This is a genomic window from Rhizobium sp. TH2 (assembly GCF_024707525.1).
GTDB lineage: Bacteria > Pseudomonadota > Alphaproteobacteria > Rhizobiales > Rhizobiaceae > Rhizobium_E.
Genome location: NZ_CP062231.1, coordinates 2,504,094 through 2,525,928, shown reverse-complemented (window position 1 = coordinate 2,525,928; position 21,835 = coordinate 2,504,094). Strand labels below are relative to the sequence as shown.

The window sequence follows — 21,835 nt, the reverse complement described above, 5'->3', positions numbered from 1 at the left end:
TTGATAAATAACGAAGCCGCCGGGGCGACCCGGCGGCTTTTTTTGTTTACAAGAGCGTATTAATTTTTGCCTTCTTCTCGATCATTCGTGATCTCCGAAGTTGTCTGCCGTGCTCTATATTAGTTTTGCTTGACGTTCTCCAAGGATAGGTACACCTTGGCGCCCGTTGATACTTCATATTGGGAGAATGAAGTCATGGCAGTGTTTACATATGGGGCCGATCTGCCCTCCTTTGCGGTCGTGCACGAACTGTATGATCTCGATAGTCTGGAACTCGTTGACGGGGACGGCACTCAAGCGACCTTCGAAGACGAGAACGGCTATCAGATCGTCCTGACCGGCACGCTGTTTACATACGGTTCCGGCATTATGACGGGAGGCACGGTCACCGGGCTCAACTTGCTCGACGATGTCGGCGGCGATTTGCTCAGCGTGACCGGCACCAACCTCGACGTTCTGGATTTGATCGCAGAGTTTGCTGGAGAGCCGGACCTGTGGCAGTTCCTGAAACTGCTCTCGAGCGGCGACGATGTGCATCATGGCAACGACAACGGAACGGTGATCATGATCGCCGATGACCATGGAGACGACGAGGTCTTCTGCGGCGACGGCGGCTCCTATGTTACCGGCACAGAGGGCAATGACACGCTGCACGGTGGCGCGGACTGGGATACGCTCAGCTACGAAGAGACATACTGGTGGCAAGATGCGCGCTTCGGCATCGTTCTGAATGCGGCGAAAGGAACCGTGACCGACAGTTGGCGGGACAAGGACACCTTTTCGGGCTTTGAAGAGTATGGCGGATCCATTTTCAATGACCGCATGACGGGCAGCAAGCGTGACGAGGCCTTCAAGGGCCTTGATGGCCGCGACACGATCGACGGCGGCAAGGGGCAGGACCAGGTTCGCTATCACGACGACCACAGGTACGATGGCGAGGACGGGATCAACGCCAATCTCACCAAAGGCTTCGTCATCGATGGTTTCGGCAAGAGGGATAATGTTTCCAATATCGAAGGTGTTCTCGGAACCAACCAGGACGACAAGTTTGTCGGTTCGGCGGCTAGGAACTTCTTCACGGGCCTCGACGGCGTCGACAGCTATGACGGCGGCAAGGGTTTTGGAGACATCGCGCGGTTCTTTTACTGGAATGACATCGGCCAAGGCGGCATCATCGTCGATATGACCCTTGCGACGGGTCAGGTCATCAATGACGGCTTCGGCAATACCGAAACCATGAAGCGTATCGAGGGGATTGACGGGTCGCAGTTCGACGACGAGATCAAACTCGGCAAGGCCAATGGTTGGATCTATGCTGACGAGGGTGACGATCGCCTGGAGGCGGGCACAGGCCAACAGTGGTTCTCGGGCGGTGACGGCGAAGATATTTTCGTATTCGCGGCGCTGAATACCCTCGGCAACAAGGACACCCGTGACGAGATCGACGACTTCGATCAGGGCCAAGGGGATCAGATCGACCTTTCTGGCATCGACGGACTCTTCTTCGGCGGCGAGGGAGCGTTCAGCGGTGAAGAAGGCGAGATTCGCTATACCATCGCTGACGAGAAGACGATCATCGCCATCGACACCGATGGAAACGGCAAGGCCAACTACCAGATTCAGGTCAACAGGGCAGTAGAATTCGAGGAGGGGGACTTTATCCTCTCGCTCTGAGGTCTTGCACGGATGGCGCCATGATCCGGCGCCGTCCCTCGATATTCATGACGATGCCGGACTGTCTTCCGGGTATTGTTCTCTGTTGGGAAGCGCGGGAAGCCAGATCTCCCGGCGCTTACCCCAGATTTCGTAAGTCGGCACAAGGTCAGTCGGGGCCATGTCGAGGCTGCCGATCCGCAGTTCCGCTTCCCCGTCGGTCAGGTTGAACAGCCGTGATCCGCAGGCGAAGCAAAAGCTGCGGCCTTCATAGGTCGAGAAGTCGCCGGTGGATGAAAATGCCCCGCGCGGCCATGCGGCAAAGCTGACGAAGGCCGAACCGCTCTCGCGACGGCAATCGCTGCAATGACATAGTCCCACGCGCAATGGTTCGCCGCGTACTTCATAATGCACGCGGCCGCAAAGGCATTGTCCGGTGCGGATTGTCATGCTGCGCCTCCATCGATCGAGCGTTAACGCTCGGGGAGGGCATTCGATCCCCGGATAAGCAGGATCACCCGAAGCGGATGATCGCGACTTCGCCCTCGAGCGCGCCCTGATAGGCCGAGGCATGCGGTTCTTCGTCGGGAGCGCCCATCAGCGTGCCGATCTGGTCGAGGTCGGCTTCGGCGAAGCCTTCCTCGGTCAGCGCGTTGAGCGCCTCGCGCACCGCAGTGTCGTCATCCGGAGCGCGGAGCATGACATGGATATCCACGCCCTCGTTATCGTCCTCGGCATAGGCCTTGCCGATGATGATGAAGACGAATCCGCCTTTCGGCATGTTGTCGTTGACGGGATCTTCCATGATGGCGACCTTCTGCGAGACGCTGGCGATTCTGGTGATGAATGCCACAAAGGGCACATTGTTCGATTCGGTGACGGGAATCACCTGTGCCGGGGTCGCGAAAATGCAGGTCTGTCTTGCAGCCATGGTATTCCGGGCGGCGATGGCGTATAGAATATGGCATATTTTCCTTCGCAGATGCAATAAGAGAGAGACTGGGTTGCGCTGAAGGGCTATTGGGCAGCGCCGGATCGGCCATTTGCAGGCACTTGGCGGAAAAAACTCCTTGAAGGTCTTGACGAGGGTAGGTGAAACCTTTAGTACCCGCGCCATCAGAGCCGATGTGGGGCTGGCTGTTTCGGGATGACTCGTCCTGAACTTCGTCCCAAACAAGGTTCAACAAAGCACGTTGATACGAGATTGCTGCACGCATGATGCTCCCGCAAGCGGGAGAATCCTCTGCTTTTTCGGGTCATCTGCCTTTTGGCGGATCGATCCGGTTTTTGCGCATGAATGCTGAGTGCTTTGCCGGTGACGGCAGCAAGTGTGCCCCGAAAGGGTATGGAAAACAGAATTAAAGGGATGGTTACATGCCTACCGTAAACCAGCTGATCCGCAAGCCACGTCAGGCACAGGTCAAGCGCAACAAGGTTCCCGCACTGCAGGAAAACCCGCAGAAGCGTGGCGTATGCACCCGCGTTTATACGACGACCCCGAAGAAGCCGAACTCGGCGCTTCGTAAGGTTGCCAAGATCCGCCTGGTCAATGGCTTCGAAGTCATCGGCTACATTCCGGGTGAAGGTCATAACCTCCAGGAACACTCCGTGGTCATGATCCGCGGCGGCCGCGTCAAGGACTTGCCGGGCGTTCGCTACCACATCATCCGCGGCGTTCTCGATACCCAGGGTGTCAAGAACCGCAAGCAGCGCCGTTCCAAGTACGGTGCGAAGCGTCCGAAGTAATTCGGTTCACTGAATTCGGGTGCTGCGCGAGGTTCTCCGCGTGGTGAGCATCCTTAGAGATCAAGAGACGAGATAAAATGTCCAGACGTCATAAAGCAGAAAAGCGCGAGATCAATCCGGACCCGAAGTTCGGCGATCTGATCGTCACCAAGTTCATGAACGCCATCATGTATGACGGCAAGAAGTCGGTTGCCGAAACCATCGTCTACGGTGCGTTCGATGCCGCCCAGGCGAAGGCGAAGGCAGAGCCGATCGGCCTCTTCCACACCGCGCTCGACAACATCGCGCCGCATGTCGAAGTCCGCTCGCGCCGCGTTGGTGGTGCGACCTACCAGGTTCCCGTCGATGTTCGTCCGGAGCGCCGTCAGGCTCTCGCGATCCGCTGGCTCATCATTGCTGCCCGCAAGCGCAACGAAACCACCATGGTTGAGCGTCTCTGCGGAGAAATCCTCGACGCTTCCAACAACCGTGGTTCGGCTGTCAAGAAGCGCGAAGATACGCACAAGATGGCTGAAGCCAACCGCGCGTTCTCGCATTATCGCTGGTAATCTCGAAAGAAAGGCAAGCTCCGATGGCTCGCGAATATAAGATCGAAGACTACCGCAATTTCGGTATCATGGCGCATATCGACGCCGGCAAGACCACGACGACCGAGCGCGTACTCTATTACACCGGCAAGTCCCACAAGATCGGCGAAGTCCATGACGGCGCCGCTACGATGGACTGGATGGAGCAGGAGCAGGAACGCGGCATCACGATCACGTCTGCTGCGACCACGACCTACTGGAAGGGCCGTGACGGCAAGACCCGCCGCTTCAACATCATCGACACCCCAGGACACGTCGACTTCACCATCGAAGTCGAGCGTTCGCTGCGCGTTCTCGACGGCGCCATCGCGCTCCTCGACGCCAATGCCGGTGTTGAGCCGCAGACGGAAACCGTCTGGCGCCAGGCCGACAAGTACAATGTCCCGCGGATGATCTTCTGCAACAAGATGGACAAGACCGGCGCCGATTTCTATCGCTCGGTCGAGATGATCAAGTCCCGCCTCGGCGCCACCGCCGTCGTTTGCCAGCTGCCGATCGGCGCTGAAACGGAATTCAAGGGCGTCGTCGACCTGATCGAAATGAACGCTCTCGTCTGGCGCGATGAGCAGCTCGGCGCGCAGTGGGATGTCGTCGAAATTCCTGACGACCTCAAGGATGCCGCCGTCGAATGGCGCGAAAAGATGATCGAGCAGATCGTCGAAATCGATGAAGCTGCCACCGAAGCCTATCTCGAAGGCAACATGCCCGACAACGACCAGATCCGCGCGCTCATCCGTCGCGGCACGATCGACGTCAAGTTCTTCCCGATGTTCTGCGGCTCCGCCTTCAAGAACAAGGGCGTTCAGCCGCTGCTCGACGCCGTCGTCGACTTCCTGCCGTCGCCGATGGATATCCCGGCGATCAAGGGCATCGACTTCAAGACCGAGCTGGAAATCGAGCGTCATGCCGATGACAGCGAGCCGCTCTCGATGCTGGCCTTCAAGATCATGAACGACCCGTTCGTCGGTTCGCTCACTTTCTGCCGCATCTATTCGGGCAAGCTCGAAAAGGGCACCTCGGTTCTCAACACGGTCAAGGACAAGCGCGAGCGCGTCGGCCGCATGCTGCAGATGCACTCGAATTCGCGTGAAGACATCGAAGAAGCCTTCTCGGGCGACATCGTCGCTCTCGCCGGTCTCAAGGATGCCACCACCGGTGACACGCTCTGCGATCCGCTGAAGCCCGTTATTCTCGAGCGCATGGAATTCCCCGAGCCGGTCATCCAGATCGCGATCGAGCCGAAGTCCAAGGGCGACCAGGAAAAGATGGGCCTCGCGCTCAACCGCCTGGCTGCCGAAGATCCTTCGTTCCGCGTCAAGACCGACGAGGAATCCGGCCAGACGATCATCGCAGGCATGGGTGAACTTCACCTCGACATCCTCGTCGACCGCATGCGTCGCGAGTTCAAGGTCGAAGCCACCGTCGGCGAACCTCAGGTTGCCTATCGCGAAACGATCACGCGAGAGCATACCGAAGACTACACCCACAAGAAGCAGTCCGGCGGTACGGGCCAGTTCGCCCGCGTCAAGCTTGTATTCAAGCCGAATCCCGATGGCGACGACTTCAAGTTCGAGTCCAAGATTGTCGGTGGTGCGGTGCCGAAGGAATATATCCCGGGCGTTGAAAAGGGTATCGCAAGCGTTCTGACCTCCGGTCCGCTCGCAGGCTTCCCGATGCTCGGTGTCATGGCGACACTGATCGACGGCGCCTACCATGATGTCGACTCGTCGGTTCTGGCATTCGAAATCGCGTCTCGCGCCTGCTTCCGTGAAGCAGCCAAGAAGGCCGGTGCCCAGCTGCTCGAGCCGATCATGAAGGTCGAAGTCGTGACGCCTGAGGATTATGTCGGTGACTGCATCGGCGACCTCAATGCCCGTCGCGGCCAGATCCAGGGCCAGGAAGCCCGTGGCGTTTCGGTCGTTCTCAATGCGTTTGTGCCGCTGGCCAACATGTTCAAGTATGTGGACAAGTTGCGCTCGATGTCGCAGGGCCGTGCACAGTACACGATGTCCTTCGATCACTACGCGCCGGTCCCGTCGAACGTCGCCCAGGAAATCCAGGCAAAGTATTCCGGTCAGCGTTGATCGGAATACAAACCGTCAGATTGAGTTTACGGCCGACAGGCCAAGGAATGGAGAGCCGAAATGGCAAAGAGCAAATTCGAGCGGAACAAGCCGCATGTGAACATTGGCACGATTGGTCACGTTGACCATGGCAAGACGTCTCTGACGGCTGCGATCACCAAGTATTTCGGTGAATACAAGGCTTACGACCAGATCGACGCCGCGCCGGAGGAGAAGGCCCGTGGCATCACGATCTCGACCGCTCACGTCGAATACGAGACGCCGGCCCGCCACTATGCCCATGTCGACTGCCCCGGCCACGCCGACTATGTCAAGAACATGATCACCGGTGCGGCGCAGATGGACGGCGCGATCCTGGTTTGCTCGGCCGCCGACGGCCCGATGCCGCAGACCCGCGAGCACATCCTGCTCGCCCGTCAGGTCGGCGTTCCGGCGATCGTCGTGTTCCTCAACAAGGTCGACCAGGTCGATGACGCCGAGCTTCTCGAACTCGTCGAACTGGAAGTGCGCGAACTTCTGTCGTCCTACGACTTCCCGGGCGACGAAATCCCGATCGTCAAGGGCTCGGCTCTGGCCGCTCTTGAAGATTCCGACAAGAAGATCGGCGAAGATTCGATCCGCGAACTGATGGCCGCCGTCGACGCCTACATCCCGACGCCTGAGCGTCCGATCAACCTGCCGTTCCTGCTGCCGATCGAAGACGTGTTCTCGATCTCGGGCCGTGGTACGGTTGTGACCGGCCGCGTCGAGCGTGGCATCGTCAAGGTTGGCGAGGAAGTCGAGATCGTCGGCATCCGTCCGACCACCAAGACCACGGTGACCGGCGTTGAAATGTTCCGCAAGCTGCTCGACCAGGGCCAGGCCGGCGACAACATCGGCGCGCTGATCCGCGGCGTCACCCGTGACGGCGTCGAGCGTGGCCAGATTCTGTGCAAGCCGGGTTCGGTCAAGCCGCACAAGAAGTTCATGGCTGAAGCCTACATCCTGACCAAGGAAGAAGGCGGCCGTCATACGCCGTTCTTCACCAACTACCGTCCGCAGTTCTATTTCCGCACGACGGACGTGACGGGTATCGTCACGCTGCCGGAAGGCACCGAGATGGTCATGCCCGGCGACAATGTGACGGTTTCGGTCGAGCTGATCGTTCCGATCGCGATGGAAGAAAAGCTCCGCTTCGCGATCCGCGAAGGCGGCCGCACCGTCGGCGCCGGTATCGTCGCATCCATCGTCGAGTAATCGGTGGGTTGAACATCAAGGGCAGGGGCCTCGTGCCCCGCCCGGTTGTTTGAAAACAAGAACAAAGAAATGTCCGCAAGGACATGACCAGCAAGGACTAGTCGAATGAACGGCCAGAATATCCGCATCCGCCTGAAGGCGTTTGATCACCGGATCCTCGATGCCTCGACGCGCGAAATCGTTTCGACGGCCAAGCGCACCGGTGCGCAGGTCCGCGGCCCGATACCGCTGCCGACCCGTATCGAGCGTTTCACCGTCAACCGCTCGCCGCATGTGGACAAGAAGAGCCGCGAACAGTTCGAGATGCGCACCCATAAGCGCTTGCTCGACATCGTCGATCCGACCCCGCAGACGGTCGATGCTCTGATGAAGCTCGATCTTGCCGCCGGCGTCGACGTCGAAATCAAGCTCTGAGACTTCAGGGTCTGGATCTGGCGCAAGCCAAATAACAAGGAAGGTACGTGGCTCCAAGGTCGTCAAGACCCAAGCCAACGGCTTCTAAAACGGGAAACCGGAAGACCGTGATGGTCCAACGGAATCCTTAAACAAGAGGCATGAGGGAGCTTTGCTCCATCAGGAACTCTCAAGAGGACGAACCAATGCGTTCAGGTGTAATTGCACAGAAAGTGGGAATGACCCGCATCTATACAGATGCAGGCGAGCATGTTCCCGTGACGGTTTTGCGCATGGAAAGCTGCCAGGTGGTAGCTCAGCGCACTGAAGAGAAGAACGGCTACACTGCTGTTCAGCTCGGCGCCGGCGTTGCCAAGGTCAAGAATGTCTCGAAGGCTTCGCGCGGTACCTTCGCGCTTGCCCAGGTCGAGCCCAAGGCCAAGCTTGCCGAATTCCGTGTTTCCGCCGACAACATGCTCGATGTCGGAACCGAGATTGCCGCCAGCCACTTCATCGCGGGCCAGCTGGTCGATGTGACCGGCACCTCGATCGGTAAGGGTTTTGCTGGTGCCATGAAGCGCCACAACTTCGCTGGTCTTCGTGCAACGCACGGCGTGTCGGTGTCGCACCGTTCGCATGGTTCCACGGGTAACCGTCAGGATCCGGGCAAGGTCTTCAAGAACAAGAAGATGGCCGGCCATATGGGCCAGACGCGCGTGACCACGCAGAACCTCGAAATCGTCTCCACCGACGACGATCGCGGTCTGATCCTGGTTCGCGGCGCGGTCCCGGGCTCGAAGGGCTCCTGGATCATCGTTCGTGACGCCATCAAGGCGGGTATCCCGGCTGACGCTCCGCGTCCGGCTGGCGTCCGCGCAGCCAAGTAAGGGAGACCGCCAAGATGGATCTCAATGTAAGAACACTTGATGGCAAGGATGCCGGCAAGGTCTCCGTCTCGGACCAGATCTTCGGTCTCGATCCGCGCGAAGACATCATCGCCCGCATGATCCGCTATCAGCTCGCCAAGAAGCAGCAGGGTTCGCACCAGACCAAGACCCGCGCCGAAATCTCGCGCACCGGCAAGAAGATGTACAAGCAGAAGGGTACGGGCCGCGCTCGTCACCATTCCGCTCGCGCACCTCAGTTCCGCGGCGGTGGTCGTGCCCATGGTCCGGTTGTCCGCAGCCACGCCCATGACCTGCCGAAGAAGATCCGCGCTCTCGCACTTCGCCATGCCCTCTCGGCAAAGCTGAAGTCGGAAGATGTGATCATCATCGACAACCTGGTGGCGACCGAAGCCAAGACCAAGATCCTGGTCGGCGCTTTCGAAGGCCTCGGCCTGACCAACGCGCTCTTCATCGGCGGTGCCGAACTGGACGCGAACTTCAAGCTCGCTGCCCAGAACATCCCCAACATCGACGTACTGCCGGTTCAGGGCATCAACGTCTACGACATCCTGCGCCGCAAGAAGCTCGTGCTTTCCAAGGCTGCCGTTGAAGCTCTGGAGGAGCGGTTCAAATGACTGATCTTCGCCACTATGATGTGATCCGCACCCCGGCTATCACCGAAAAGTCCACCTTCGTTTCTGAATTCAACCAGGTTGTTTTCAACGTTGCCAAGGACGCTTCGAAGCCGGAAATCAAGGCAGCTGTCGAAGCCCTCTTCGGCGTCAAGGTCAAGGCCGTGAACACGCTCGTCCGCAAGGGCAAGACCAAGCGCTTCAAGGCCACGATCGGCAAGCAGCAGGACGTCAAGAAGGCCGTCGTCACCCTGGTCGAAGGCCAGACGCTCGACGTGACCACCGGTCTCTGAGGATAGAACAATGGCATTGAAAACATTCAACCCGGTTACGCCGAGCCTGCGCCAGCTGGTCATCGTCGACCGCTCCGGCCTGCACAAGGGCAAGCCCGTCAAGTCCTTGACGGAAGGTCTGTCCTCCAAGGGCGGACGCAACAATCAGGGCCGCGTCACCGCCCGCTACCAGGGCGGTGGTCACAAGAAGTCCTACCGCATGGTGGACTTCAAGCGCCGCAAGTTCGACATCGAAGCGACTGTTGTGCATCTGGAATACGATCCGAACCGGACCGCATTCATCGCGCTCATCAAGTACGACGACGGCGAGCTCAGCTACATCCTGGCTCCGCAGCGCCTTGCTGCCGGCGACAAGGTGATCGCTTCCGACAAGGGCACCGACGTGAAGCCCGGCAACACCATGCCGCTTCAGTTCATCCCGGTCGGCTCGATCATCCACAATGTCGAGATGAAGCCGGGCAAGGGTGGTCAGATGGCCCGTTCGGCCGGCACCTATGTCCAGCTGGTCGGTCGTGACCAGGGCATGGCGATCCTGCGCCTCACCTCCGGTGAACAGCGCCTCGTGCCGGGCTCCTGCCTTGCAACGATCGGTGCGGTTTCGAATGCCGACCACATCAACACCAATGATGGCAAGGCCGGTCGTTCGATCTGGAAGGGCAAGCGTCCGCATGTTCGCGGTGTCGCGATGAACCCGGTCGACCATCCGCACGGCGGTGGTGAAGGCCGCACCTCCGGTGGTCGCCATCCGGTGACCCCATGGGGCAAGCCCACCAAGGGCAAGCGCACCCGGTCTAACAAGCAGACCAACAAGTTCATCATGCGCTCGCGGCATCAGCGTTAATTGAGAGGAAGTCAAAATGGCTCGTTCAGTATGGAAAGGACCGTTTGTCGACGGATATCTTCTCAAGAAGGCTGAGAAGGTACGCGCAGGCGGCCGCAATGAAGTGATCAAGATGTGGAGCCGTCGCTCCACCATTCTTCCGCAGTTCGTCGGTCTCACGTTCGGCGTCTACAACGGCAACAAGCATGTTCCCGTGTCGGTCTCGGAAGAAATGGTCGGACACAAGTTCGGCGAATTCTCCCCGACCCGGACCTATTACGGTCACGGCGCGGACAAGAAGGCAAAGAGGAAGTAATCATGGGCAAGGCTAAGACAGAACGCCGGCTCAAGGACAACGAGGCGCAGGCAATTGCGCGCACGATCCGCGTGAGCCCCCAGAAGCTCAACCTGGTTGCAGCGATGATCCGCGGCAAGAAGGTCGAGCGCGCGCTCGCCGAGCTGGAATTCTCCCGCAAGCGTATCGCCGGTACCGTCCGCAAGACGCTCGAATCGGCAATCGCGAACGCCGAGAACAACCATGACCTCGACGTCGACGCACTCGTCGTCGCCGAGGCCTATGTCGGCAAGTCGATCGTCATGAAGCGTTTCCACGCTCGCGGTCGTGGCCGTGCATCGCGTGTTGAAAAGCCGTTCTCGCACCTTACGATCGTCGTTCGTGAAGTTGCCGAAAAAGGGGAGGCCGCATAATGGGTCAGAAAATCAATCCAATCGGTTTTCGCCTCGGCATCAACCGTACATGGGACAGCCGCTGGTTCGCCGACAACGCCGAATACGGCCAGCTCCTGCATGAAGACATCGCCATCCGCAAGATGCTGATGGACGAGCTCAAGCAGGCCGGCATCGCCAAGGTGGTCATCGAGCGTCCGCACAAGAAGTGCCGCGTCACGATCCACTCGGCTCGTCCGGGTCTGATCATCGGCAAGAAGGGCGCCGACATCGAGAAGCTTCGCAAGAAGGTTTCGGAGATGACGAAGTCCGAGACGCATCTCAACATCGTTGAAGTGCGCAAGCCGGAAATCGACTCGACGCTCGTTGCCCAGGGCATTGCCCAGCAGCTCGAACGCCGCGTTGCCTTCCGTCGCGCCATGAAGCGCGCCGTTCAGTCCGCCATGCGTCTGGGTGCCGAAGGCATCAAGATCACCTGTGGCGGCCGTCTCGGCGGTGCTGAAATCGCACGTACGGAATGGTATCGCGAAGGCCGCGTTCCGCTTCATACATTGCGCGCCGACATCGACTTCGGCGTGGCTGAAGCACACACCGCTTTCGGCGTGTGCGGCATCAAGGTCTGGATCTTCAAGGGCGAAATCCTCGAACACGATCCGATGGCCTCCGAGCGCCGTGCGATCGAAGGTGACAACCAGGGCGGCAACACCAACCGTCGCCGTGAAAACGCCTGATAGCGCGACACGCAGACTTCGGAGAATTAAGAAATGTTGCAGCCAAAGAAAACGAAGTTCCGCAAGCAGTTCAAGGGCCGCATCCATGGTGTTGCCAAGGGTGGTTTTGACCTGACTTTCGGTGAATATGGGCTCAAGGCCCAGGAACCCAACCGGGTTAACGCCCGCGAGATCGAAGCGGCTCGCCGCGCGATCACCCGTCACATGAAGCGCGCCGGCCGCGTCTGGATCCGCGTGTTCCCGGACGTTCCGGTCACCAAGAAGCCGACCGAAGTCCGCATGGGCAAGGGTAAGGGTTCGGTGGAATACTGGGCATGCAAGGTCAAGCCCGGCCGCGTCATGTTCGAGATCGACGGTGTGAGCGAAGAACTCGCGCGTGAAGCCCTTCGTCTCGGCTCGGCCAAGCTTTCGGTCAAGACGCGCTTCATCCAGCGCATTGCCGAATAAGGAGTGATTGACATGAAAGCCGCCGACGTTCGCGCATTGAGCGAAGACCAGATGAAGGACGAGCTCGCCAAGCTCAAGAAGGAGCAGTTCAACCTGCGCTTCCAGAAGGCGACCGGCCAGCTGGAGAAGACCGCACGTTTCGACGAGATTCGTAAGGACATTGCCCGCATTAAAACCGTCGCCCGCCAGAAGGCGGCCGGCACCAAGGCTTGAAGGATATAAGAAATGCCGAAACGCATTCTGCAGGGCACTGTCGTCAGCGACAAGAATGACAAGACCGTCGTGGTCCGCGTCGAACGTCGCTTCGCCCATCCCTTGCTTCAGAAGACGGTCCGCCGTTCCAAGAAGTACAAGGCACATGACGAACTGAATGCCGTGAAGACCGGCGATGTCGTTTCCATCGAGGAATGCGCGCCGATCTCCAAGGACAAGCGTTGGAAGGTTGTGAGCACTCACAGCTAAGATCTGGCGCTATCCCTGGCAAGAGCTGCTCGCCCGGAAAATTATCCGGGCGTGAACTCTTTTTTGGGGGTAGGGCTTGATTTTGGGCGAGTTTTGTATAAGACGCGCCCATTCCTTTGAAAATTGGACTGACAAGCCGGACCAGGGGTCAGGGCGTTCAGACGCTCTGTCCAACCAGCCGGTGATAACAAGAAGGCGACCTGACATGATTCAGATGCAAACAAACCTCGACGTTGCCGATAATTCCGGCGCGCGTCGTGTCATGTGCATCAAGGTGCTGGGCGGCTCCAAGCGTAAATACGCGTCGATCGGCGATGTCATCGTCGTTTCGATCAAGGAAGCCATCCCGCGCGGCCGTGTGAAGAAGGGCGACGTGATGAAGGCCGTGGTGGTTCGCACCGCCAAGGACATCCGCCGGCCGGACGGAAGCGTCATCCGCTTCGACAGCAACGCAGCCGTTCTCATCGACAACAAGAAAGAGCCGATCGGCACCCGTATCTTCGGACCGGTTCCGCGCGAACTTCGCGCCAAGAACCACATGAAGATCATCTCGCTGGCTCCAGAAGTTTTGTAATCGAGAGGAACGACTGAGATGCAAAAGATTCGCAAAGGCGACAAGGTCGTCATTCTTACTGGCAAGGACAAGGGCCGTTCGGGCGAAGTCCTCCAGGTCATACCCAAGGAAGACCGTGCGGTCGTCCGTGGCATCAATCTGGTGAAGCGCCATCAGCGCCAGTCCGCTTCGCAGGAAGCCGGCATCATCACCAAGGAAGCCCCGATCCACCTGTCCAATCTGGCGATCGCCGACCCCAAGGACGGCAAGCCGACCCGCGTCGGTTTCAAGATCGACGGCGACAAGAAGGTTCGCGTGGCAAAGCGTTCGGGAGCGACGATCGATGGCTAAGGATAGTTACGAGCCGCGGCTCAAGAAGGAATACAACGAGCGCATCCGTCAGGCGATGCAGGAGGCTTTCTCCTACTCAAACGTCATGATGATCCCGCGCGTCGACAAGATCGTGATCAACATGGGCGTGGGCGAGGCGACTGCCGACTCCAAGAAGCCTACCGTTGCCGCAGCCGACCTTGCTGCGATTGCCGGCCAGAAGCCTGTTATCACCAAGGCACGCAATTCCATCGCTGGCTTCAAGGTCCGCGAGTTTATGCCGATCGGCGCGAAGGTTACCCTGCGCGGCATCCGCATGTATGAATTCATGGACCGTCTGATCAACATCGCGCTTCCGCGCGTTCGAGACTTCCGCGGCCTGAATCCGAAGAGCTTTGACGGCCGTGGCAATTTCGCCATGGGTGTCAAGGAGCACATCGTGTTCCCGGAAATCAACTACGACAAGGTTGATCAGATGTGGGGCATGGACATTATCGTTTGCACGACGGCCAAGACCGACGACGAAGCGCGGACTCTTCTGAAAGAGTTCAACTTCCCGTTCCGTGCCTGACCGTAACGACGAGCGTAGAAAAGGAACTATCAAATGGCGAAAACGAGCGCAGTTGAGAAAAACAAGCGCCGCCGTGCATTGGTTGCCCAGCAGGCTAACAAGCGTGCCAAGCTCAAGGCAATCATCCAGAGCCGCGATCTTCCGATCGAAGACCGGTTCAAGGCTACTCTGAAACTGGCTGAAATGCCGCGCAATGGCTCAAAGACCCGCATTCGCAATCGTTGCGAAATCACCGGCCGTCCGCGTGCATATTACCGGAAGCTCAAAATGTCGCGTATCGCTCTGCGCCAACTCGGCAATTTTGGACAGATCCCCGGCATTGTGAAGTCAAGCTGGTAAGGAGAGCAACTCATGTCCATGACTGATCCATTGGGTGATATGCTCACCCGCATCCGCAACGGTGTCGCCCGCCGCAAGTCGTCTGTTTCGACTCCGGCTTCGAACCTGCGTGCCCGCGTCCTCGACGTGCTGCAGTCCGAAGGCTACATCCGCGGTTATTCGAAGGTCGATTTCGAGAACGGCAAGTCCGAGCTCAACATCGAGCTGAAATACTACGAAGGCGCTCCGGTGATCCGCAAGATCGACCGCGTGTCCAAGCCGGGCCGCCGGGTCTATGTCTCGGTCAAGTCCATTCCGCAGGTCGCGAACGGTCTCGGCATCACTATCCTTTCGACTCCGAAGGGTGTGATGGCCGATCACCAGGCTCGCGAACAGAACGTTGGTGGCGAACTGCTTTGCTCGATCTTCTGATCTAGCAAAGTCGGTTTCGCATAGCGAACAGACAGGAAGAAATATGTCTCGTATCGGTAAAAAGCCCGTTCAGGTTCCTGCCGGCGTGACGGCGTCCATCACTGGACAGACCGTGACCATGAAGGGTCCCAAGGGCGAACTCAAGTATGTCGTCAACGACGAAGTGCTCATCAAGCTCGAAGACAACACCGTCGCCGTAACTCCGGCGAACGACTCCAAGGACGCCCGCGCAAAGTGGGGCATGTCCCGCACCATGATCGAGAATCTCGCGAAGGGTGTGAAGGATGGTTTCGAGAAGAAGCTGGAAATCAACGGCGTCGGTTATCGCGCCGCGATGAACGGCAAGAACCTGCAGCTCCAGCTCGGCTTCTCGCACGATGTGGTCTACCAGCCGCCGGAAGGCATCAGCATTGTCTGCCCGAAGCCGACCGAAATCACGGTTACCGGCATCGACAAGCAGGTCGTCGGCCAGGTGGCAGCGGAAATCCGCGAATATCGCGGCCCCGAGCCCTACAAGGGCAAGGGTGTGAAATACGCCGGTGAGCGTATTATCCGCAAGGAAGGCAAGAAGAAGTAAGGAAGCGGAAAAATGGCTAGCACAAAAGAATCCCAGGTGCGCCGCGCGAGCCGCGTCCGCCGTCAGATCAAGTCGGTCGCCAATGGCCGTCCGCGTCTGAGCGTTCATCGTTCTTCCAAGAACATCTACGCCCAGATCATCGATGACGTTGCGGGCAAGACCCTTGCTTCGGCTTCCACCCTCGATGGTGACCTCAAGAGCCTGAAGACCGGCGCCGACACCGCAGCAGCTGCCGCCGTTGGCAAGCTGGTTGCAGAACGTGCCGTCAAGGCCGGCGTGAAGGAAGTGGTCTTCGACCGCGGCGCCTTCATCTATCACGGCCGCGTCAAGGCGCTCGCCGATGCAGCCCGCGAAGGCGGTCTGAGCTTCTGATTTGTCGGCCCGGAGCGATCCGGGCCTTCACTCCCCCGAGGCGGGAAGCCTCACTCACCGGACCCTGATGCCCCTGAGCGGAGCGTCCCGGGTCTATTTTGTATGCCGATTGCACCCGGAAAAGAAAAAGGAAAAGGACAATGGCACAAGAAAAGAGGCGGGATGACCGCCAGAACCGCGAAGAGCGCGACAGCGAGTTTGTCGACAAGCTCGTCGCGATCAACCGCGTCGCGAAGGTCGTCAAGGGCGGCCGTCGTTTCGGCTTCGCAGCGCTCGTCGTCGTCGGCGACCAGAAGGGCCGCGTCGGCTTCGGCCATGGCAAGGCTCGTGAAGTGCCGGAAGCGATCCGCAAGGCGACTGAAGCCGCCAAGCGCGACCTGATCTTCGTACCGCTGCGCGATGGCCGTACGCTGCATCATGACGTCAATGGTCGTCATGGCGCCGGCAAGGTTCTGCTTCGCTCGGCCCAGGCCGGTACCGGTATCATCGCCGGTGGCCCGATGCGCGCCGTCTTCGAAACACTCGGCGTCCATGACGTCGTTGCCAAGTCGACCGGTTCGTCCAATCCGTACAACATGGTTCGCGCGACGTTCGACGCTCTCAAGAACCAGGTTCACCCGAAGGACATCGCAGCTCAGCGCGGCATCAAGTATGCAACGCTTCAGACGCGCCGCTCCCAGGCGACCGGCGGCGCAGTTGCCGCTGTCGAAGAATAAGGAGACGGACCATGGCCAAGAAGGCAGAAACCAAGAAGACCACCGTCACCGTTGAGCAGATCGGTTCGCCGATTCGCCGTCCGGCCCGCCAGGAACAGACCCTGATCGGCCTCGGCCTCAACAAGATGCACCGCGTCCGTACGCTCGAAGACACGCCGTCCGTGCGTGGCATGATCGCCAAGGTCAGCCACCTGGTTCGCGTCGTCGACGACAAGTGAGCCGGGAGAGACGATCATGAAACTGAATGAAATCACCGACAACGAAGGCGCGCTCAAGCGCCGCAAGCGCGTGGGCCGCGGTATCGGCTCGGGCACCGGCAAGACCGGCGGTCGCGGCGTGAAGGGTCAGAAGGCCCGTTCCGGCGTTGCCATCAACGGTTTTGAAGGCGGCCAGATGCCAATCTACCGCCGCCTGCCGAAGCGTGGCTTCAATAACATCTTCAAGTCCGACTTCGTCGTCGTATCGCTCGGCCGTATTCAGGCCGCGATCGATGCCAAGAAGCTCGACGGCAAGAAGACTGTTGACGCGGCTGCCCTCAAGGCTGCCGGCGTGATCCGTCGCGAAAAGGACGGCATCCGCATCATGTCCGATGGCGAGATCAAGGCCAAGGTCGCGATCGAAGCCATGGGCGCTTCGAAGGCTGCTGTCGAGAAAATCGAGAAGGCCGGCGGCTCCGTAAAGCTGCTGGCACCGGTTGCCGAAGCCGCTTCCGAATAAGCTGACAAATTGACGCCCGGTGCTTCACACCGGGCGTTTTCTCTCCTATATGAGAGCCTCACATCCGGCAGCCCGCGCACTTCTGCGGCGGCTGGCGGAGAATGCGAAACCTGATTGTGAGGCCGGCGAATTTTCCTTGCTGCCCGCTTTTGGTTTTCTTGACAATTCAGACCTGCCACTCCGGATGACGCCGATCTCCGTCCCGGTTTCGGTTTTGCGGAGAAATTCATGGCTTCTGCAGCGGAACAACTAGCTTCCAACCTGAGCTTTTCGACCTTTTCAAAGGCTGAGGACCTCAAGAAGCGTCTTCTGTTCACCCTTGGCGCGCTTCTCGTCTATCGCCTCGGTACCTATATTCCGCTTCCCGGCATCGATCCGGCCGCATTCGCCAACGCGTTCAAGACGCAGTCCAGCGGCATTCTCGGCATCTTCAACATGTTCTCCGGCGGTGCCGTCGAGCGCATGGCGATCTTCGCGCTCGGAATCATGCCTTATATCTCCGCTTCGATCATCGTCCAGCTGATGACCTCGGTCGTTCCGGCGCTCGAGCAGCTCAAGAAAGAGGGCGAGCAGGGCCGCAAGATGATCAACCAGTACACCCGCTACGGCACGGTGATCCTGGGTGCGCTGCAGGCCTATGGCATAGCGGTTTCGATGGAATCGGGGCAGGGGATCGTCATGGATCCCGGCTGGTTCTTCCGCATTTCGACCGTGGTGACGCTTTTGGGCGGCACGATGTTCCTGATGTGGCTCGGCGAGCAGATCACCTCGCGCGGCATCGGCAACGGCATTTCGCTGATCATCTTCGCAGGCATCGTCGCGGCACTTCCGAGCGCTCTTGCCGGCACTCTCGAACTGGGCCGCACCGGTGCGCTTTCGACGGCCATCATCGTCGTGGTGATCCTCGTTGCCATTGCGGCAATTGCAATGATCGTGTTCTTCGAGCGTGCCCAACGACGGCTCCTGATCCAGTATCCGAAACGGCAGGTCGGTAACCGGATGTTCCAGGGCGATACGTCGCATCTGCCGCTGAAGCTCAACACTTCAGGCGTCATCCCGGCCATCTTCGCATCGTCGCTGCTGCTTCTGCCCGCTACCTTGGCTGGCTTCTCCGGCAGCCAGGGGACGCTGCCGGATTGGGCGACCGCGATCGTGGCGGCCCTCGGCCATGGCCAGCCGCTCTACATGCTGGCCTATGCGGGCCTGATCGGCTTCTTCGCCTTCTTCTACACGGCGATCGTCTTCAATCCGAAGGACACCGCCGATAACCTCAAGAAGCAGGGCGGCTTCATCCCTGGCATCCGTCCGGGCGAGCGGACTGCGGAATATATCGACTACGTGCTGACCCGCATCACGGTGGTCGGCGCTCTCTACCTGATTTTCGTCTGCATCCTGCCGGAGATCCTGATTGCCCAGACCGGTGTGCCGTTCTACCTTGGTGGCACGTCGCTTTTGATTGTTGTCAGCGTCACCCTTGATACTGTAGCACAGATCCAGGGACATCTGATCGCCACGCAATATGAGGGGCTCATCAAGAAGTCGAAACTCCGGGGAGGTAAGAGGGGATAATGCGGTTAATCTTGTTGGGGCCGCCGGGCGCGGGGAAGGGCACCCAGGCCCAGCGGATCGTGGAGAAGCATGGCATTCCGCAACTTTCGACTGGTGACATGCTGCGTGCAGCGGTGACCGCCGGCACTGATGTCGGCAAGCGTGCCAAGGCGGTGATGGATGCCGGCAATCTCGTATCCGACGAGATCGTCAATGCCATCGTCTCCGAGCGAATCGACCAGCCAGATTGCAAGGACGGCTTTATCCTCGACGGTTACCCGCGTACCCTCGTCCAGGCCGATGCCGTCGAAGCGATGCTCGCCACCAAAGGCACCAAGCTCGACGTCGTGATCGAGCTCGAAGTTGATGACCGCATTCTCGTGGATCGCATTTCCGGCCGCTATACCTGCGCCAATTGCGGCGCCGGCTATCATGACCGGTCGCACAAGCCGAAGGTCGATGGTGTCTGCGACAAATGCGGCTCGACCAGCTTCAAGCGCCGCGCCGACGACAATGCCGAGACGGTGGCGACGCGGCTGCAGGACTATTATAAGAAGACTTCGCCCTTGATCGGCTACTATCACGCCAAGGGTCTCCTGAAATCGGTTGACGGCATGGCCGATATGGATGAAGTAACCGCATCGATCGAGGCGATTCTCGCCAAGGTCTGAAACCGAAGAATCTTTTAGCGGCGTGTTGCTTTTTCCAGGCGATTCCGCTATTGACGCGCCAACTCGCGAAATACTCGTCGATCGGCGCGGCTTTCCCTTTGAGAATCGGGAAGTCCGGTACGGTCGTTTTTGACGTGAAAGCGAACCGCTGTTTTAAAACTTGTGACTGGCAAAACCAGTCGCGCAACGAAGAAAAGCCGATTGCCGGATGGCAACCGGATTGTGAAGGAGAACAGGCGTGGCCCGTATAGCTGGCGTCAACATCCCGACTCAGAAGCGTGTTGTCATCGCTCTGACTTATATCCACGGGATCGGTCCGAAATTCGCTCAGGAAATCGTCGAGAAGGTCGGCATCCCGGCTGAACGCCGCGTGCATCAGCTCACCGATGCCGAAGTTCTTGCTGTCCGCGAAGCCATCGACCGCGACTATCAGGTGGAAGGCGATCTTCGCCGCGAAACCTCGATGAATATCAAGCGTCTGATGGACCTCGGTTGCTACCGCGGCCTGCGTCATCGCCGCTCGCTGCCCGTTCGCGGCCAGCGCACGCACACCAATGCCCGCACCCGCAAGGGTCCGGCAAAGGCGATTGCCGGCAAGAAGAAGTAATTTCGTCAATAGACGGAAGACGAAAGAGGCTGGTGCTTCCGCACGAGCCTCTTTTGCCAGTTTCAGAGGCCTCGGCCTCTGATCGCATGCGGTCCCTCCCGAGGGACCGGGACGACAGGGCAGGGACGTCAATCCTTTCCCGGTGTAGCCGCTGGCATTACGGCGGTGAAGAGATCAATGAAAGGAAAGCATATGGCCAAGGAAGCCGCACGCGTCCGCCGTCGCGAACGCAAGAATATTTCGTCGGGTGTCGCTCACGTCAACTCGACCTTCAACAACACGATGATCACCATCACGGATGCGCAGGGCAATGCGATTGCCTGGTCGTCGGCTGGCGCCAAGGGCTTCAAGGGCTCGCGCAAGTCGACTCCGTTCGCTGCGCAGATGGCAGCTGAAGACTGCGCCAAGAAGGCTCAGGAACACGGCATGAAGTCGCTGGAAGTGGAAGTCTGCGGTCCGGGCTCGGGTCGTGAATCCGCTCTTCGCGCGCTCCAGGCTGCCGGTTTCATGATCACCTCGATCCGCGATGTGACCCCGATCCCGCACAATGGCTGCCGCCCGCGCAAGAAGCGCCGCGTCTGATCATATCCGCGCCGCCGGCCCCGGCCGGCGTCCTCGATGTCGATTGCCACGATTGGATGGTGGCACGAATGGAAGGTAACTACACATGATTCAGAAGAACTGGCAGGAACTCATCAAGCCGAACAAGGTCGAGTTTTCGTCTTCGAGCCGCATAAAGGCTGTCCTTGTTGCAGAGCCGCTCGAGCGTGGATTTGGCCTCACCCTCGGCAATGCGCTCCGCCGTATCCTGCTCTCCTCGCTCCGCGGTGCGGCTGTGACGGCAGTGCAGATCGACGGCGTGCTGCACGAATTCTCCTCCATCCCCGGCGTTCGGGAAGATGTGACGGACATCGTGCTCAACATCAAGGAAATCGCCATCAAGATGGATGGCGACGATCCCAAGCGCATGGTCGTGCGCAAGCAGGGTCCGGGTCAGGTGACCGCAGGCGACATTCAGACCGTCGGCGACATCGAGATACTCAACCCGAACCACGTGATCTGCACGCTCGACGAGGGCGCCGAGATCCGCATGGAATTCACCGTTGCCAATGGCAAGGGCTACGTTCCCGCGGACCGCAATCGCTCCGAAGACGCGCCGATCGGCCTCATCCCGGTCGACAGCCTGTTCTCGCCGGTCAAGAAAGTGTCCTACAAGGTGGAAAACACCCGTGAAGGCCAGGTTCTCGACTACGACAAGCTGACCATGACCATCGAGACCGACGGTTCCGTCACGGGCGAAGATGCCGTTGCTTTCGCCGCCCGCATTCTTCAGGACCAGCTGTCTGTGTTTGTCAACTTCGACGAGCCGCAGAAGGAAGCCGAAGAGGAAGCCATCACCGAGCTCGCCTTCAACCCGGCGCTGCTCAAGAAGGTGGACGAACTCGAGCTTTCCGTGCGTTCGGCCAACTGCCTCAAGAACGACAACATCGTCTATATCGGCGACCTCATTCAGAAGACCGAAGCCGAAATGCTTCGCACTCCGAATTTCGGCCGCAAGTCGCTCAACGAGATCAAGGAAGTTCTCGCGTCCATGGGCCTCCATCTTGGTATGGAAGTTCCCGCCTGGCCGCCCGAGAACATCGAAGAACTCGCCAAGCGCTACGAAGATCAATACTGAAAACAGTAAAGGCAGGACACTGCCTTTCCCCGTCAAACAGCAGATTTGATCTGCATGTGCCAGGAAACGGCAGGCCCAACAAAAACT

General features: G+C 59.1%; 33 protein-coding genes. 31 read left to right on the top strand and 2 right to left on the bottom strand.

Annotation, left to right across the window (positions count from 1 at the left end; all coding sequences use genetic code 11):
- The first annotated feature begins 195 nt into the window (after positions 1–195).
- The gene (locus IHQ71_RS12700) at positions 196–1,674 is read left to right on the top strand and encodes a hypothetical protein (protein ID WP_258162303.1); all 1,479 of its coding nucleotides are present in this window, start codon (positions 196–198) and stop codon (positions 1,672–1,674) included.
- A gap of 45 nt (positions 1,675–1,719) precedes the next feature.
- Here the strand turns inward: IHQ71_RS12700 and IHQ71_RS12695 are convergent, their stop codons facing one another.
- On the bottom strand, positions 1,720–2,103 hold the full coding sequence (locus IHQ71_RS12695; RefSeq protein ID WP_258162302.1) for a GFA family protein: 384 nt from the start codon (positions 2,101–2,103) through the stop codon (positions 1,720–1,722).
- A gap of 64 nt (positions 2,104–2,167) precedes the next feature.
- The gene (locus tag IHQ71_RS12690) at positions 2,168–2,458 is read right to left on the bottom strand and encodes a transcriptional regulator (protein ID WP_258162827.1); all 291 of its coding nucleotides are present in this window, start codon (positions 2,456–2,458) and stop codon (positions 2,168–2,170) included.
- 569 nt (positions 2,459–3,027) lie between these two features.
- On the opposite strand from IHQ71_RS12690, the gene rpsL reads away from it, so the two are divergent.
- From rpsL to IHQ71_RS12540, 30 genes are all read left to right on the top strand, one after another.
- Positions 3,028–3,399: a 30S ribosomal protein S12 gene (gene rpsL, locus IHQ71_RS12685; RefSeq protein ID WP_137153564.1), complete on the top strand. Its 372-nt coding sequence runs from the start codon at positions 3,028–3,030 to the stop codon at positions 3,397–3,399.
- Between the two features lie 77 nt (positions 3,400–3,476).
- A complete protein-coding gene (rpsG, locus tag IHQ71_RS12680; protein ID WP_258162301.1) occupies positions 3,477–3,947 on the top strand; it encodes a 30S ribosomal protein S7 in 471 nt (156 codons plus the stop codon).
- Positions 3,948–3,970: 23 nt separating this feature from the next.
- The gene (fusA, locus tag IHQ71_RS12675; RefSeq protein WP_258162300.1) at positions 3,971–6,070 is read left to right on the top strand and encodes an elongation factor G; all 2,100 of its coding nucleotides are present in this window, start codon (positions 3,971–3,973) and stop codon (positions 6,068–6,070) included.
- 60 nt (positions 6,071–6,130) lie between these two features.
- The gene (gene tuf / locus IHQ71_RS12670; RefSeq protein WP_258161945.1) at positions 6,131–7,306 is read left to right on the top strand and encodes an elongation factor Tu; all 1,176 of its coding nucleotides are present in this window, start codon (positions 6,131–6,133) and stop codon (positions 7,304–7,306) included.
- A gap of 105 nt (positions 7,307–7,411) precedes the next feature.
- Entirely contained in the window at positions 7,412–7,720 is a 309-nt protein-coding gene (rpsJ, locus tag IHQ71_RS12665) for a 30S ribosomal protein S10 (protein WP_258162299.1), read from the top strand.
- A gap of 185 nt (positions 7,721–7,905) precedes the next feature.
- Positions 7,906–8,586, top strand: coding sequence for a 50S ribosomal protein L3 (rplC, locus tag IHQ71_RS12660; protein WP_258162298.1), 681 nt, complete (start codon positions 7,906–7,908; stop codon positions 8,584–8,586).
- 14 nt (positions 8,587–8,600) lie between these two features.
- Positions 8,601–9,221, top strand: a complete 621-nt coding sequence (gene rplD / locus IHQ71_RS12655) for a 50S ribosomal protein L4 (protein WP_258162297.1) — start codon at positions 8,601–8,603, stop codon at positions 9,219–9,221.
- A complete protein-coding gene (locus IHQ71_RS12650) occupies positions 9,218–9,511 on the top strand; it encodes a 50S ribosomal protein L23 (RefSeq protein WP_258162296.1) in 294 nt (97 codons plus the stop codon). The genes rplD and IHQ71_RS12650 overlap by 4 nt, the downstream gene beginning before the upstream one ends.
- Positions 9,512–9,521: 10 nt before the next feature.
- On the top strand, positions 9,522–10,352 hold the full coding sequence (rplB, locus tag IHQ71_RS12645; protein ID WP_258162295.1) for a 50S ribosomal protein L2: 831 nt from the start codon (positions 9,522–9,524) through the stop codon (positions 10,350–10,352).
- A 16-nt stretch (positions 10,353–10,368) separates the two neighbouring features.
- Positions 10,369–10,647 carry a 30S ribosomal protein S19 gene (rpsS, locus tag IHQ71_RS12640; protein WP_201663658.1) on the top strand — a complete coding sequence of 93 codons (279 nt, stop codon included), beginning with the start codon at positions 10,369–10,371 and terminating at the stop codon, positions 10,645–10,647.
- A 2-nt stretch (positions 10,648–10,649) separates the two neighbouring features.
- On the top strand, positions 10,650–11,039 hold the full coding sequence (gene rplV / locus IHQ71_RS12635; protein ID WP_258162294.1) for a 50S ribosomal protein L22: 390 nt from the start codon (positions 10,650–10,652) through the stop codon (positions 11,037–11,039).
- Positions 11,039–11,749, top strand: a complete 711-nt coding sequence (rpsC, locus tag IHQ71_RS12630; RefSeq protein WP_258162293.1) for a 30S ribosomal protein S3 — start codon at positions 11,039–11,041, stop codon at positions 11,747–11,749. The genes rplV and rpsC overlap by 1 nt, the downstream gene beginning before the upstream one ends.
- Positions 11,750–11,782: 33 nt before the next feature.
- A complete protein-coding gene (gene rplP, locus IHQ71_RS12625) occupies positions 11,783–12,196 on the top strand; it encodes a 50S ribosomal protein L16 (protein ID WP_258162292.1) in 414 nt (137 codons plus the stop codon).
- A gap of 12 nt (positions 12,197–12,208) precedes the next feature.
- Positions 12,209–12,409 carry a 50S ribosomal protein L29 gene (gene rpmC / locus IHQ71_RS12620; RefSeq protein WP_258162291.1) on the top strand — a complete coding sequence of 67 codons (201 nt, stop codon included), beginning with the start codon at positions 12,209–12,211 and terminating at the stop codon, positions 12,407–12,409.
- Positions 12,410–12,421: 12 nt separating this feature from the next.
- Positions 12,422–12,658, top strand: a complete 237-nt coding sequence (rpsQ, locus tag IHQ71_RS12615) for a 30S ribosomal protein S17 (protein WP_258162290.1) — start codon at positions 12,422–12,424, stop codon at positions 12,656–12,658.
- 205 nt (positions 12,659–12,863) lie between these two features.
- On the top strand, positions 12,864–13,232 hold the full coding sequence (gene rplN, locus IHQ71_RS12610) for a 50S ribosomal protein L14 (RefSeq protein WP_201663652.1): 369 nt from the start codon (positions 12,864–12,866) through the stop codon (positions 13,230–13,232).
- Between the two features lie 18 nt (positions 13,233–13,250).
- Complete coding sequence (gene rplX, locus IHQ71_RS12605) at positions 13,251–13,562, top strand: 50S ribosomal protein L24 (RefSeq protein ID WP_258162289.1); 312 nt, start codon at positions 13,251–13,253, stop codon at positions 13,560–13,562.
- A complete protein-coding gene (gene rplE / locus IHQ71_RS12600) occupies positions 13,555–14,112 on the top strand; it encodes a 50S ribosomal protein L5 (protein ID WP_258162288.1) in 558 nt (185 codons plus the stop codon). The genes rplX and rplE overlap by 8 nt, the downstream gene beginning before the upstream one ends.
- A 33-nt stretch (positions 14,113–14,145) precedes the next feature.
- A complete protein-coding gene (gene rpsN, locus IHQ71_RS12595; RefSeq protein ID WP_258162287.1) occupies positions 14,146–14,451 on the top strand; it encodes a 30S ribosomal protein S14 in 306 nt (101 codons plus the stop codon).
- A gap of 12 nt (positions 14,452–14,463) precedes the next feature.
- Positions 14,464–14,862: a 30S ribosomal protein S8 gene (gene rpsH / locus IHQ71_RS12590; RefSeq protein ID WP_258162286.1), complete on the top strand. Its 399-nt coding sequence runs from the start codon at positions 14,464–14,466 to the stop codon at positions 14,860–14,862.
- 43 nt (positions 14,863–14,905) lie between these two features.
- A complete protein-coding gene (rplF, locus tag IHQ71_RS12585; RefSeq protein WP_258162285.1) occupies positions 14,906–15,439 on the top strand; it encodes a 50S ribosomal protein L6 in 534 nt (177 codons plus the stop codon).
- A 12-nt stretch (positions 15,440–15,451) separates the two neighbouring features.
- Complete coding sequence (rplR, locus tag IHQ71_RS12580; protein WP_258162284.1) at positions 15,452–15,811, top strand: 50S ribosomal protein L18; 360 nt, start codon at positions 15,452–15,454, stop codon at positions 15,809–15,811.
- A 140-nt stretch (positions 15,812–15,951) separates the two neighbouring features.
- Positions 15,952–16,527: a 30S ribosomal protein S5 gene (gene rpsE, locus IHQ71_RS12575; protein WP_258162283.1), complete on the top strand. Its 576-nt coding sequence runs from the start codon at positions 15,952–15,954 to the stop codon at positions 16,525–16,527.
- An 11-nt stretch (positions 16,528–16,538) separates the two neighbouring features.
- A complete protein-coding gene (gene rpmD / locus IHQ71_RS12570; protein WP_258162282.1) occupies positions 16,539–16,745 on the top strand; it encodes a 50S ribosomal protein L30 in 207 nt (68 codons plus the stop codon).
- Between the two features lie 16 nt (positions 16,746–16,761).
- Positions 16,762–17,244 carry a 50S ribosomal protein L15 gene (gene rplO, locus IHQ71_RS12565; RefSeq protein ID WP_258162281.1) on the top strand — a complete coding sequence of 161 codons (483 nt, stop codon included), beginning with the start codon at positions 16,762–16,764 and terminating at the stop codon, positions 17,242–17,244.
- Between the two features lie 228 nt (positions 17,245–17,472).
- A complete protein-coding gene (gene secY / locus IHQ71_RS12560; RefSeq protein WP_258162280.1) occupies positions 17,473–18,813 on the top strand; it encodes a preprotein translocase subunit SecY in 1,341 nt (446 codons plus the stop codon).
- Positions 18,813–19,463, top strand: a complete 651-nt coding sequence (locus IHQ71_RS12555) for an adenylate kinase (RefSeq protein WP_258162279.1) — start codon at positions 18,813–18,815, stop codon at positions 19,461–19,463. Before secY ends, IHQ71_RS12555 begins: the two co-directional genes overlap by 1 nt.
- Positions 19,464–19,701: 238 nt before the next feature.
- The gene (gene rpsM / locus IHQ71_RS12550; RefSeq protein ID WP_258162278.1) at positions 19,702–20,070 is read left to right on the top strand and encodes a 30S ribosomal protein S13; all 369 of its coding nucleotides are present in this window, start codon (positions 19,702–19,704) and stop codon (positions 20,068–20,070) included.
- A gap of 192 nt (positions 20,071–20,262) precedes the next feature.
- The gene (rpsK, locus tag IHQ71_RS12545) at positions 20,263–20,652 is read left to right on the top strand and encodes a 30S ribosomal protein S11 (protein ID WP_258162826.1); all 390 of its coding nucleotides are present in this window, start codon (positions 20,263–20,265) and stop codon (positions 20,650–20,652) included.
- Between the two features lie 85 nt (positions 20,653–20,737).
- On the top strand, positions 20,738–21,748 hold the full coding sequence (locus IHQ71_RS12540; protein ID WP_258162277.1) for a DNA-directed RNA polymerase subunit alpha: 1,011 nt from the start codon (positions 20,738–20,740) through the stop codon (positions 21,746–21,748).
- Positions 21,749–21,835: the final 87 nt, after the last annotated feature.